10 protein-coding genes are annotated in these 12937 nt (G+C 40.3%); 3 read left to right on the top strand and 7 right to left on the bottom strand.

Translation table 11 applies throughout. The annotated features are described in order from the left end of the window. Positions 1-185: 185 nt before the first annotated feature. The 4 genes from Q0R88_RS23510 to mazG all read right to left on the bottom strand — a co-directional run bounded on the left by Q0R88_RS23510 (position 186) and on the right by mazG (position 3759). A complete protein-coding gene (locus Q0R88_RS23510) occupies positions 186-1688 on the bottom strand; it encodes a hypothetical protein (RefSeq protein WP_295720865.1) in 1503 nt (500 codons plus the stop codon). Next, entirely contained in the window at positions 1681-2235 is a 555-nt protein-coding gene (locus Q0R88_RS23505) for an RNA polymerase sigma factor (RefSeq protein WP_295720864.1), read from the bottom strand. Before Q0R88_RS23505 ends, Q0R88_RS23510 begins: the two co-directional genes overlap by 8 nt. 210 nt (positions 2236-2445) lie before the next feature. Next, positions 2446-2889, bottom strand: coding sequence for a hypothetical protein (locus Q0R88_RS23500; protein ID WP_295720863.1), 444 nt, complete (start codon positions 2887-2889; stop codon positions 2446-2448). 66 nt (positions 2890-2955) lie between these two features. Beyond that, a complete protein-coding gene (gene mazG / locus Q0R88_RS23495; RefSeq protein ID WP_295720862.1) occupies positions 2956-3759 on the bottom strand; it encodes a nucleoside triphosphate pyrophosphohydrolase in 804 nt (267 codons plus the stop codon). Positions 3760-3881: 122 nt separating this feature from the next. Between mazG and Q0R88_RS23490 the strand changes: the two genes are divergently transcribed. Continuing rightward, the gene (locus Q0R88_RS23490) at positions 3882-4718 is read left to right on the top strand and encodes a hypothetical protein (RefSeq protein ID WP_295720861.1); all 837 of its coding nucleotides are present in this window, start codon (positions 3882-3884) and stop codon (positions 4716-4718) included. Between the two features lie 42 nt (positions 4719-4760). Here Q0R88_RS23490 and mnmD read toward each other — a convergent pair whose 3' ends face one another. Both mnmD and Q0R88_RS23480 read right to left on the bottom strand, forming a co-directional pair. Beyond that, positions 4761-5444, bottom strand: a complete 684-nt coding sequence (gene mnmD / locus Q0R88_RS23485; protein ID WP_295720860.1) for a tRNA (5-methylaminomethyl-2-thiouridine)(34)-methyltransferase MnmD — start codon at positions 5442-5444, stop codon at positions 4761-4763. Between the two features lie 84 nt (positions 5445-5528). Further along, the gene (locus tag Q0R88_RS23480; protein WP_295720859.1) at positions 5529-6869 is read right to left on the bottom strand and encodes an MBL fold metallo-hydrolase; all 1341 of its coding nucleotides are present in this window, start codon (positions 6867-6869) and stop codon (positions 5529-5531) included. Positions 6870-7726: 857 nt separating this feature from the next. On the opposite strand from Q0R88_RS23480, the gene Q0R88_RS23475 reads away from it, so the two are divergent. Next, positions 7727-10429 carry a valine--tRNA ligase gene (locus Q0R88_RS23475; protein WP_295720858.1) on the top strand — a complete coding sequence of 901 codons (2703 nt, stop codon included), beginning with the start codon at positions 7727-7729 and terminating at the stop codon, positions 10427-10429. 101 nt (positions 10430-10530) lie between these two features. Beyond that, complete coding sequence (locus tag Q0R88_RS23470) at positions 10531-12336, top strand: ATP-binding protein (protein WP_295720857.1); 1806 nt, start codon at positions 10531-10533, stop codon at positions 12334-12336. On the opposite strand, the gene Q0R88_RS23465 is transcribed toward Q0R88_RS23470, so the two are convergent. Then, positions 12333-12788, bottom strand: coding sequence for a type I restriction enzyme HsdR N-terminal domain-containing protein (locus Q0R88_RS23465; RefSeq protein ID WP_295720856.1), 456 nt, complete (start codon positions 12786-12788; stop codon positions 12333-12335). The two genes, Q0R88_RS23470 and Q0R88_RS23465, sit on opposite strands and share 4 nt — an antisense overlap. Positions 12789-12937: the final 149 nt, after the last annotated feature.

Raw genomic sequence — 12937 nt, 5'->3', positions numbered from 1 at the left:
CCTCAATACGCCATGTACAAAAGGCTTCCCGCCACGATAGTCAAAGCTGACTTTATCAATTTCCGTTGCTGACTTACCACCCCAATAAAACCGCTTGGAATTAGCTTGTGCCGACAAATCAAGCTTTTGTGCAAATAATGACGGTGAGATAAGTACAAATCCCGTTAAAACAAGTAGCCGTTTCTTTATTTTTTTGATGTTGAAAAATTCAGTTTCAAGTTTAAGCCGCCTGCTCCAAACTTTATCTGTTGCGACCCTAATCCATCAAGCGGGTATTTTAAAAATGGCTCAATTATTAATCGGTTACTTTTACCCAAAGGTGTACCTATACCAAAGGATACATTCAATGTTTTAGCAAAATAGAAACCGTTGAAGCTTTGGTGACTTGTTTCCTGCGTTGTTTGTTGTGCTGAATTTGCAAACGACGAAGAAGAAGCGGGCAAAGCATAACTTGTGGTATATGCCTCATTGATAAACGTACCAGAACTTAAACCCGCCGAAATATAAGCATCGCTTTTTTGTGGGTTAAACTCATATTTAATGTTTATCGGCACATCAAGCCCAACTAAATTGGCATTGTAATTTTTAAATACCGGGAAAGCTGCAGCAGGTACCAGCATGTTATCCTGAGCTGTTACTGCAAAGGTTACCGCACGGGCCGCGTTGTTGTTGGGCGGGGTAGCGGTATTATATCTTAAGGTATTTTGTGCCAGAGCTACGCCGGTTGAGAGTTTAAGGTTTTTGCTAAGCTTTATATCAGATGTAAAACCTGCTCCTGCGTTTACCTGGTTAGCACTGCCTTTGGCATAGTTGAAAAAAGTAGCGGCATAAATACCGAATTTTACTTTTTTATCATCAACCATATCTTTAGCTTTTGGAGCCCTGGAATCGTCGGCTGCAAGCATTTTCTCCATGGCGCTGGCCGATGAAGGTTTAACACGGGTTGGCTGTTGATTGGCATTATTTGATTTGGCAACGGGCGTTGTAATTATTGCCGTATTTGCAGGGGCATTAACGGCGTATTGCGCATCAGTTGCTGGTGCAATTGTTTTAACACTATCTGGCCCTTTTACGGGTGGAATTGAGTTTGAATTTGAATTTTGTTTTTTTGCAGGTTGTGTGGCTATAGGTTGATCATCGATGCCGCTATTTGTAATTACTGAAGAAGGGTTAGTAATTGGTGCGGTTACAGCCGCTTTTTTTGATTGACCTATATTTGATTGATTGATATTAGCAATAATATTTTGTGTTTTTGTAGCTGCAGAAACCCCGGTATTATGGCCCTCGGTTTTTTTATTAGATGCATAACTATTGTTAGCTATGCTGCCCGGTGTTGATGTTATTGTATCGGCAGGATTGCTTTTTATGGTAACAGGTGTATTTGTTGCTAATTGGGTTGAAGTATCAGCAGGTGTAACTTTATGCGGTTGTGCCTGATGCTTTAATGGCTGCACAGCTATGGTATTGGCAGGCTGTTTTTTGCCCATCATCCAAATACCTATACCTAAAAATAACAGCAAACCCGCTGCAGCGCTTGCCCGCCATAGCCAAACCACGGGGCGCTTCTTCTCCTTCACAGGGAATCTTTCCCTGAGTAGCAGCCAGCCTTCATCAGCGGTGGTGTCTTCGTAATTATCAAACACCTCCCTGATGCGGTCACTTAAGTCGTTATCCCACTTATCATCCATGGTTTTGTGCCTCTTGCGTTATTATTTTTCTTAATCGTTCTTTAGCCCGGCTCAGGTAAACGCGCGATGAGCTTGCCGGGATAGCTAACATACTACCAATTTCATCATGATTATAACCATCTATTTCATACATATTGAATATGGTGAGCTGTATAGCAGGCAGCTCATTCATCAATTTTAATATATCCTGTGCATTCAAATTATCAACCGTACTTACATTACTGCTAATTGGCGCGGCATTATCCAAATCAATATTTAACTGGAATTTAAGATCTTTGCGACGTCGATCTATTGCCGTGTTTACCACAATTGTGCGTAACCAGGCTTTAAAGGGTTTATCGGTATTATAATTATGTACTGCATTAAACACTTTTATAAAAGCATCATTTACGGCTTCTAACGCATCATCACGATTAAGGCTGTAGCGTAAGCTTATACCCATAGCGTAGCCATAAAACTGCTTATACAGCATTTCCTGGTATTTAAGGCTGCCTTTTTTGCATTGGCTGATGATCTCTTCTTCAGTAATGCGCTTGGGTGGATGCATTAAGTGTGTTTAATTCCGCTTAAATATATTGTTGGTTTTAATGTTATTACGCAGTAGATAACATTATTGATACAAATAAAAAAAAGATTTTTTATCGATCGGAGTAATGTTAACAGTTATGGCTAACTGTTGACATTAACAAAAGGCTTGTAACATTTAAAACAGCCATCGCCGTATTTTAAGCGATGGCTGTTCAGTTATAAACAATAATTAATTTGCTGATTTTACAAGATCATACCTGCCTATAGTATCCGGATTGATTGACGAACTTGCACGTAACATTTTAAAGTTTTTACCATCATAAAGATACTGGTAAACACCAACTAAGTGGTTTTTTGTACGTGGCGCTGATGCTTTAAAAGTGCTATCGTTAAATTGAATATAATTACTATCAAAAGCAAATGTTCCGTGGCTGCCGGCATGTTTTACTGTAGTATCTGCCACTACTGCAAAATGGAAAGAAGCGTTCATTTTTAAAATGATGGTATCTTTCAATGTATCATATTTACCGGTAGTTGAGTTTTTGGTTAATAATCTAAACAAACCATTAAAAGTTCCGGTAGGGGTAGGGATTACAATTGGATCTGATTTTGGTGAACAAGCTACACCTAATGTTAACAATAATGGTAGTAAATAAAATAAATTTCGTTTCATAATCTTTGTTATTTAACTGCTATTACGGTATTTATAACCAAAACGCTACAATGGGTTATCATATTCTTAAAGTTTTTTTGCTTCATTCCAGAAAACATCCATTTCGGCAAGGCTCATATCCTGTAGGTGCTTGCCGTTTTCTTTGGCCTTAAGCTCCAGGTATTGAAAGCGTTTGATGAATTTTTGGTTAGTTTTCTCCAATGCATTCTCCGGGTTTATATTGATAAAGCGTGCATAGTTAATGAGTGAAAATAGCAGATCGCCAAATTCGCCTTCGGCCTTTTCATGGTCAATGGTGGTTTCGTCTTCGGCATTAAATTCGTTTTTAAACTCCTGCATTTCTTCTTCCACTTTGGCCCAAACCTGGTTTTTTTCCTCCCAATCAAAACCTACGCCCCGTGCTTTTTCCTGTATGCGGGATGCTTTTACCAATGCAGGTAATGAAGACGGTACCCCACCCAAAACAGATTTGTTACCCTCTTTAAGCTTAATTTGTTCCCAGTTGCGTTTTACATCTTCTTCGTTCTGTACTTCAACGTCGCCATAAATATGTGGGTGACGGTTAATCAGTTTGTCGCAAACGCTGTTTAGTACATCTGTAATGGTAAAATCATTAGTTTCTGAAGCTATTTTAGCATAGAAAACCAGGTGCAGCATAATATCGCCAAGCTCTTTTTTTATCTCCTGCATGTCATCGCCCAAAATGGCGTCGCTTAACTCGTAGGTTTCCTCGATAGTAAGGTGTCTGAGGCTTTCAAGTGTTTGCTTTTTATCCCATGGGCAATTGGCCCTGAGATCGTCCATAATAATAAGTAAACGTTGAAATGCGATGGTTGAAGTAGGGGCAGTTTCGGGAGCTTTTAGAGGCATAAGATGTACGTAAGTAATATAATACTGCAAATGTAGGATAACATCTTTAATGCAAACTTATCACACTATTAATTTAAAGCTAATATTATTTAACTTTATTAGCAAACTTTAAAATCCTAACTATGATGAAGAATTTTTACCTGACTATGTGTGTTTTATTTTTGCTTACTAATTTTTGCGGTGCACAGCAATTGATGAAAACAACCGAGCAAAGCAGCTCATTAGAACAGCCCCAGCCTTTTTTGTATACCATTAATACCTTAAATCCTTCGGGCAGAAACTGGAGTGTAAACTATTCTGGCGGCTATGGCGAACACACGGTTACGCCAATTGGGTTTGATGGTGTAGATCAAAACATTTCTGTTAAAGGATATTTGGGTCAGAAGTTTACCTTCCTGGCAACTTTAGGTACTGGTTTTAGTAACAATGGTGGTGTGCATACCTTGCAACAGGCCGAGTTATTACGTGATTTTATTGGTGGAAATCAACCCATGGGATTTAGAATTGGTGCCGGTTTAGGTTTCAGGCATGAGTTTAATAATGACAATGTTGCATTTAGCCGCATAACAGCTGCTTATGATGTTACTTCCTGGAAAGTTGGGGCAAACGTTAGATTGGAAAAAGCTTTTGATGCCAGGCGGGATGGACTTGACATTATTACAAGTATCGGACTACATCGCCATATCAGCGGTCAGTTTTTTGCCGGGGTTGAAGCAGTAGGGCAGGACCTGGAAGGTTTTTGGCAAAGCGATGAGGCAGAAGGCGGTGCACGGTTATTGGTGGGGCCATCTGTAAATTACGCGCCATCAGGTTCGCGCTTTGCGTTTACGCTTTGTGGTGGTCCAATTATTTACGCTACCAGGAGCAATTTTGCGCAGGGGCAGTTTGCGGCCTATCGTGAATTACCTGCAAATAATGGTTTTACCTTAAAGTTTAATGTTGGTTTCAGGTTTATGTAAACCAACATTAAATGACAAATTTTTTTTAGAGAATAGACTTACCTAAGCGTTAGGTTTAACAGCCCTGAGCATTTCCCTTTTTCCGGCGGCGCCCGGGGCTTTTTCTATTTTTAAACCAAGGGCTTTCAGCATTCGTTTAAGGTTGCCGGTTATGGCGTAAGTAACAAATACACCTCCCGGCTTTAAAAAGTTTACCACATGGTTTATAGCTTCTTCTTCCCACATTTCGGGTTGGCGGGAAGCTGCAAAGGCATCAAAATAAATGATATCATACTTTTCATCAACCTTAAAATTCAGGAGTGTTTCACCAGCAATATTAAGCTGGATATAATTAACAAGGTTAACTTTGGTCTGTAACGCTTCAGGATATTTCTCCAGGTAAGTTTGCCATAGTTGCGGCGAGGTATATTCATCGTACCCTGTTTGCGCCATCATTTGAGACGTTAGCGGATAGGCCTCAATGCCGGTATAATTAAGTTGGATCTTTTTAGCAATACACAAATCGGCACTTAATAAAAAGTTTAAACCAGTGCCAAAGCCTACTTCAAGGATGCTCACTACATTTACACCAGTATCAGCTAAAAAATAGCTTAGGCCAGAATTAACAAATACATGTTGACTCTCCTGTAAGGCTCCATTACGCGAGTGGTAAAGTTCGCCGACCTGGGCATTGTAAATGGTTTTTGAACCATCTGCAGTGGTGACTATGGTTAGTTCGTGGCTCATGGTAGAAAAATTAGTTGTTCATTATTAATCATGGTTTTTAGCGAAGAAAGCCCGGACCATGAAAAAGTGGCTCATGAACCATTATCAATGAACTAAAAACTCAGCTATTTGTTCGCTCAAATCATAAACCGGTACGGTATTTATTTGGGCTGCCACAATACTGGTTGCTGCTGCAGAACGATATCCGGCAGCACAGTGAATAACAATAGGTTTATCTGTTGGGATCTCAGCAACGCGTTCGCGTAGTTCAGGCAGGGGAATGTTAATGGCTGTTTTAAATGCCTTGCTTTCACTTACCTCACTCTGGTTGCGAACATCCACAATGGTGTAGTTTTCGGGGTTAGCTTTAAAATCTTCCAAATGCAGATCGTCCAATTTTTCGGCTGTGTTTTGAGGGTATTGAAGCGTTGCAATAATATTGCTTTCATACCCTATTTTTGCCGCCTTTTTAATTAATATGTCGGCGGTAGCTTCATCTTCTGCTATCAGGTAAAAATTTTCAGTTGGCTTAAGTATTGATCCTAACCAGGTTTCAAATTTTTCCCCATCCTGCAGGTTGATCGCGCCTTTTAGGTGAGCTACTCTGAATGCTTTTTTGGGGCGACTGTCAATTATAGTGACGCCTTCAGTTAGTTGAATATCGGCATCGATTTTTGCGATACTATCTACGCTTTGCTGAAATGCTGGCGCACCGTTTTTATTAAGCTCCACATCGTACTCAAAATACTTAGGCACAAATGGTTGATCAGTAGTGAGGGTTTTAACAAAAGTAACCTCATCCATCAATTGCAGGGCATAGTTTTCAAGCAGCTCGCGACCGATAGTGCTTTGCAGGTCAGGGCTCATATTTTTGCCGCACAGTGAACCTGGGCCATGCGCAGGGTAAACCACAACATTTTTTGGCAGCGTCATCAATTTTTGGCGGGTGCTTTGGTACATTTGCCCGGCCAGTTCTTCTTTTTTTGCGGTAATGTTGCCAACGTTTTCGCGCAAGTCGGGGCGGCCAACGTCACCAACAAACAGGGTATCACCTGTGAAAATGGCGGTTTCTTTGCCTTTTTCGTCTTCCAGCAAAATACAGATGGAATCTGGCGAATGCCCCGGTGTATTAATGGCTTTTAGCTTAATATCATTTAGCTGGATAACATCACCATCATCAAAGGTTTCGTGCGGATATGTTGCAGCGGTTAGCTTACTACAATAGATAACAGCATTGGTAGCTTTATGTATTTCGAGGTGTGAGCTGACAAAATCCGCATGGGGATGAGTTTCAATAACGCCCACAAGATCAGCATCATGCTGGGCCGCGAAATCATAATAAGGCTGCGGGTTACGCGCCGGATCAATAACGATCATTTTACCTGAACGAATCACGGCGTAAGATGCATGCGCCAACCCTTTATCGTAGAATTGCTGGATAATCATATCAGCTGCAAAGATAGGAGTTTGAGTGAGATGTTGTAATGCGGAAATGTTTGAAGGTTGTAAAGTTTGGGCAAAGCGGGTGTTCTGATTTTAGCTATATATGTTCAGAATCCGGATTATGCTGTTTTAGAAATATTATTGTTGTAAATAGTTGTATTTCAAGAAAATATATGTTTTTTTAATTGAACCGCTTTTTGCATTTCTGATATACAGCTGTTCAATACATTAAGTTCATCCGTAACTGCGTACGCCCGTCTAGTACAAGATACTCTTTAAGATGGGATTTTTGAAGCCGGCGTGAACAGTAAAATATAATACTAGATGAAATAGGATAATACAGGCTTAGTTCCTTAATTCCGAGAATTCGGCTACGTTCGGAGATTTATTGCCTTCAATAGCAAAGACGTGCCCATGGGATCAATACCCTAATAGTACAAAGTACAGAACTTTAATTTCTTAAAAATTAAGGTTAATGAAAACTAATAAAAACCTACAACCGGCAGGGGTGGCCGTTTAACGATTGAACCAGTTTATCACAAAATCCAGCTTTGATCTTTTTAAAATGTCAACCCAGAAGCGATGTATATGCATTGATTTCATGCTTGTTAGTGCTTTATTTTATATAATAACTTTTTAAATGTAAAAATATTGTGATGAAACGTTGGTTGAGGGAAGCGGGTTACGGGGGGCCTGTTAAGATTTATAGTTTTAGAGCCGTGGGTTTTGAGAAAATAAGTTTGAAATGTTGGGCGGTTAACCAGCCTCCGGCAACATCCTCAACCTCCTGATCCAGATTCCCGCAAACCGAACCAAAAAAGCCCTGCAACTATTCATACATTTGCTTATTTTTGCGCGTTATGAGTATTTCTAAAACGTATTTGCCTAAAGAAACCGAGGATAAATGGTACAGTTACTGGTTAAAGCACGATTTTTTTAAGTCGGTGCCCGATGAGCGCGAGCCCTATACAATAGTCATTCCGCCGCCAAATGTTACCGGGGTCTTGCATATGGGCCATATGTTGAACAATACTATACAGGATGTATTGGTGCGCCGTGCCCGTATGAAGGGGAAAAATGCCTGCTGGGTTCCCGGAACCGACCACGCCAGTATTGCTACTGAAGCAAAGGTTGTTGCCATGCTTAAAGAACGCGGCATTAGCAAAAAAGACCTTACCCGCCCCGAATTTTTGGCTTATGCCTGGGAGTGGAAGGAAAAATACGGCGGTATCATCCTTGAACAACTTAAAAAATTAGGTGCATCCTGCGATTGGGATCGTACCAAATTTACCATGGACGAGGACTTATCCGAAGCCGTGATAGATACTTTTATCCACTTACATAAAAAGGGGCTAATTTACCGCGGTGTACGCATGGTGAATTGGGATCCGCAGGGAAAAACCGCGGTGAGCGATGAGGAGGTAATCAGGAAAGAAGTTAATCAGAAGCTTTATTATATAAAGTACTCGGTTGCGGGTGACGGGTTGCCTGTTGCGGGTGAAGAGGTATCATCGGTTGCTGATGAAGCTACCGGCAACACGCAACACGCAACACACAACTATTTAACCATTGCCACTACCCGCCCGGAAACAATTATGGCAGACGCGGCTATCTGTATCAACCCTAATGATGAGCGGTATTTGCATTTGCATGGCAAAACGGTTTTTATCCCGTTGATTAACCGCGAGATCCCGGTTATTTTGGATGAGTATGTTACCATGGATTTTGGTACAGGCTGTTTAAAGGTTACACCTGCGCATGATTTGAATGACTATGAACTTGGGCAAAAACACAACCTGCCGGTTATTGATATTTTAAATGATGATGGTACGCTGAACGAGAAAGCACAAATATTGGTGGGCGAGGATCGTTTTGCGGCACGTAAAAAAATTGCTGTACTGTTGGATGAAGCCGGTGCTTTAACAAAGGTAGAGGATTACAAATCGCAAATTGGTTTTTCTGAACGTACCGATGCGGTGATTGAGCCAAAACTATCCATGCAATGGTTTTGCAAAATGAGTGAAATGGCTAAGCCTGCCCTTGATTATGTATTAAATGGCGAAGTAAAGCTGATTCCTGAAAAGTTTATAAACACCTACCGCCATTGGATGGAGAACGTTAGGGACTGGAATATTAGCCGGCAGTTATGGTGGGGACAACAAATACCTGCATGGTATTTACCAAACGGCGAATTTGTTATTGCTAAAAATATTGAAGAAGCTTTAGAAGAGGCAAAGCTTAAAACTAAAAACCCACAGCTTACTATTCAGGACCTAGCTCAAGACCCCGATGTTGTTGATACCTGGTTCTCTTCATGGTTATGGCCAATATCTGTATTTAATGGATTTAAAGATCCTGAAAATGCCGATATCAACTATTATTATCCAACTAATGATCTGGTAACAGCTCCCGAGATCTTGTTTTTTTGGGTAGCCAGGATGATTATGGCCGGGCACGAGTTTAGGGGACAGGCGCCGTTTAAAAACGTTTACCTAACTGGTATTGTGCGTGATAAGCTGGGCCGCAAAATGTCAAAATCATTAGGCAACTCGCCAGATCCGCTTGATCTTATTGAACAATACGGTGCCGATGGTGTAAGGGTAGGTATGCTGCTTTGCTCGCCTGCAGGTAACGATTTGATGTTTGATGTAAGCTACTGCGAGCAGGGTCGTAATTTTGCCAATAAAATTTGGAACGCTTTTAAACTGATAAAAGGTTGGGAGGTTGATGCAAGCCTGGCAAATCCAAACGAGATAGCTATTGAATGGTTTGGCAGCAGATTTAACCAGGCCCTTGGCGAGATAGAAGATAACTTTGCACAGTACCGCTTATCGGAGGCGTTGATGGCTACCTATAAGCTGGTTTGGGATGATTTCTGTGCCTGGTATCTTGAAATGATAAAGCCTGTATACCTGCAGCCTATTGATAAAGTTACGTATACTACTACCGTTCAGTATTTTGAAAATATTTTAAAGGTGCTGCACCCTTTTATGCCTTTCCTTACGGAGGAGCTTTGGCATGATGAATTACTTGGAGAACGTGCAGAAAAAGATTGTTGTATTGTTGCCCAATTGCCAAACATTGGGGAAATAAATACTCAGCTAATTAGCGAAGTAGAGATCGTTCAAATTGTTCTTACACAAATCAGGAATATTCGTAACACAAAACAAATCTCACCTAAAGAGGCGCTTGAGCTATCCTATAAATCAAATTCAGGCGTAAATTATCAGCAATACCAGGCTATTATATCCAAGTTGGGTAATATAAGCCAGTTTAGCGAGGTTGATGATAAGGTTATAGGGGCAGTTAATTTTATTGCGTCAACTGATGAGTTTTTTATTCCCTTAAGCCAAAATCTCGACCCTGTTGCTGAGTGTGCAAGGCTTGGAAAAGAGAAAGAATACCTTTTAGGGTTTCTGAAATCGGTAAATGCAAAGCTTGGTAATGAGCGCTTTATGAGCAACGCCAAGCCCGAGGTTATTGAAATTGAACAACGGAAAAGAGCTGATGCCGAAGCTAAATTGAATATCATTGAACAAAACTTAATTGATTTGGCTTGCTAATTGCATGAACAAGAGGCTGTAAACCGCATAATGTAAAGGGCTATAATATAATATATATCATAGCCCTTTATAAAAAACGTGCGGTAACATGCCCATTGACCATGAGTAAAGAAGTAAGTTTTTTTAACTTTTCCATTTATAAAATTTTAACAAAGGAGCAGCCTTTCCTTGATCAGGCCCGTATCCGGCTGCTTTATTACGGTTTTCCGCTGGTGTTTATAGCCCTGGGCACCGTATTTCTGAGTGTGTATTTCCAGGGGCAAATGATGCTGGCTTATACTGCGGGGGCATTAATGGTATGTGTTGCCATCCTGTTTAAGATGTTGACCTACAGGCCCAACTGGCGTTTAATTTCGCACTTACTACTCAGTGCAGGTACAATAGCCAACGTCACCATTGTTTATTTAACAGTTCAAACAGTTAATATAGTTACGGTACAGGTAATTATACTGGTAATTGTGTTTAGCTATTACATGCTTGGGCAAACGGATGGGCTTGTTTATTCGTTGTTGAACACGGTGCCGGTGCTTGCTTTTATGATTGTTGAATTTACCAAGGGATATGTAATTGGCATAAAGCCTGATAAGATAGATCAATCAACCATTATTATTACGTTGTTTGCCAATTTTATATTGCTCATATTTATTCACAGCCACTTTTATACAGCCTTTTTAAAGAATATAAAACAGCTTAAAGATAGCAGCAAAGAACAGGAGGCGCTTAATGCAAGGCTTGAAAAAGCAATTGAAAAGGCCGAGAAATCAACTCATGCCAAATCTGAATTTCTTTCAACCATGTCGCATGAAATTCGTACGCCACTTAATGCGGTGATAGGAATGAGTAACCTGTTGATGATGGGAGACCCGCGAAACGACCAGGTGGAGAACCTGGAGGTGCTAAAATTTTCTGCAAATAACCTGCTTGCAATTGTTAATGATGTGCTTGATTTTAATAAGATAGAATCGGGTAAGGTTGTTTTCGAGAATGTGCGATTTAACCTTGTAGAGCTGATTAATAATATTTGTGGCGCGCAAATGATCAAGGCCGAAGAAAAGGGATTGAAGTTTAATGTTGAAGTTGATTGTACATTAAAAAATAAGGTGATTTTTGGCGACCCTACGCGCATTACACAAATTATTTATAACCTGGTTAGTAACGCCATAAAATTTACGCCAAAGGGAGATGTATTGGTTAGTGCTACCTGTTTTGAGGATAGGCATAATACAGTTACCGTTAAGTTTTTGGTAAAAGATACGGGTATCGGCATTGCAGAACATGAGCTTGCCAGCATATTTGAACCATTTACGCAAGAGTCATTAACCACTACCCGCCAATATGGTGGCACGGGATTAGGTTTGGCTATTATAAAACGATTACTTGATTTGCAGGGCCTGCAGATGGATGTTAAAAGTAAGGTTGGTGAAGGATCGGAGTTCTCGCTTACAATGGAGTTCCCGGTATCAACAGAAATGGTTGTGGAAAAAGTAATTGCCCCATTACCAAAGGCTGAGTACCAGGGAGATGATTTATCAGGGGTAAGAGTTCTTATTGCCGAAGATAACATTGTAAATGTTATGCTGATGAAGAAGCTATTATCAAAATGGAATATTATACCCACCATTGCCGAAAATGGCATACAGGCGGTTGAACTGATGCAATATGGCAATTTCGATATTATCCTGATGGATTTGCAAATGCCGGTTATGAATGGTTTTGATGCCACCATAGAGATCAGGAAAATGGCCGATCCTAAAAAGTCAAAGATCCCTATTATAGCGCTTACGGCTTCGGCTTTGTTTGATATTAAGGAAAAAGTTCAGGAGGCTGGCATGAATGATTATGTATCAAAGCCATTTAAGCCCAATGAATTGCTTGAAAAAATTCAAACCCTGGCAGTAGCCGTTTAAATGGGTTTGTTGTATGCCGGTAAATCTTCAATAAACTTATATTCTCTTTTCTCCAGATCAATGGTGCAATAGTAGTGTTGCAGTCCGTTACTAACTGCCAGCAGGGATACTTTATGCACCATGTTATAGCGGGCTACCTGGTCAAAGGTTTTTTGATCAATCGTAATTGATGGCGCCTTACACTCTACAATTAATATTCGCTTTCCGTCGCTATTAAACACCACAATATCTGTACGTTTTTGCAGGCCGTTGAGTTTAAGACCACCTTCGAGCCTGATTAGGGACCGGGGGTAGTTTTTTTGCCTGATAAGGTATTGCACAAAATGCTGCCTTACCCATTCTTCGGGCGTAAGAATGATCGTCTTTTTACGGATCTCATCAAACAGTGATAATTGCCCGTTCTCGTCGCTTATTTTAAAAGGGTAGGGCGGTAAATTAAGCGGCTGTAACATGAATTAAAAAGTCAAAATTAAAAAGTCAAAAATAGCAAGTAAAGCGGGTAACACAGAAGTGTTATAAATATTACTTTCCACAATTTGATAATAAGAACATTTTACCGCTTCGTTTTTTTAATTTTGAATATCCGGGATAAAAGTCAATT

The sequence above is a fragment of the Mucilaginibacter sp. genome (assembly GCF_025362475.1).
In the GTDB taxonomy this organism is placed as follows: Bacteria; Bacteroidota; Bacteroidia; order Sphingobacteriales; family Sphingobacteriaceae; genus Mucilaginibacter.
This window is presented reverse-complemented; position numbering and strand designations above follow the sequence as displayed.

Excerpts from the sequence above, each read along its gene's own strand:
- Q0R88_RS23510 (WP_295720865.1), bottom strand. The coding sequence starts at position 1,688 with ATGGATGATAAGTGGGATAACGACTTAAGTGACCGCATCAGGGAGGTG.
- Q0R88_RS23505 (WP_295720864.1), bottom strand. The coding sequence starts at position 2,235 with ATGCATCCACCCAAGCGCATTACTGAAGAAGAGATCATCAGCCAATGC.
- Q0R88_RS23500 (WP_295720863.1), bottom strand. The coding sequence starts at position 2,889 with ATGAAACGAAATTTATTTTATTTACTACCATTATTGTTAACATTAGGT.
- mazG (WP_295720862.1), bottom strand. The coding sequence starts at position 3,759 with ATGCCTCTAAAAGCTCCCGAAACTGCCCCTACTTCAACCATCGCATTT.
- Q0R88_RS23490 (WP_295720861.1), top strand. The coding sequence starts at position 3,882 with ATGATGAAGAATTTTTACCTGACTATGTGTGTTTTATTTTTGCTTACT.
- mnmD (WP_295720860.1), bottom strand. The coding sequence starts at position 5,444 with ATGAGCCACGAACTAACCATAGTCACCACTGCAGATGGTTCAAAAACC.
- Q0R88_RS23480 (WP_295720859.1), bottom strand. The coding sequence starts at position 6,869 with ATGATTATCCAGCAATTCTACGATAAAGGGTTGGCGCATGCATCTTAC.
- Q0R88_RS23475 (WP_295720858.1), top strand. The coding sequence starts at position 7,727 with ATGAGTATTTCTAAAACGTATTTGCCTAAAGAAACCGAGGATAAATGG.
- Q0R88_RS23470 (WP_295720857.1), top strand. The coding sequence starts at position 10,531 with ATGAGTAAAGAAGTAAGTTTTTTTAACTTTTCCATTTATAAAATTTTA.
- Q0R88_RS23465 (WP_295720856.1), bottom strand. The coding sequence starts at position 12,788 with ATGTTACAGCCGCTTAATTTACCGCCCTACCCTTTTAAAATAAGCGAC.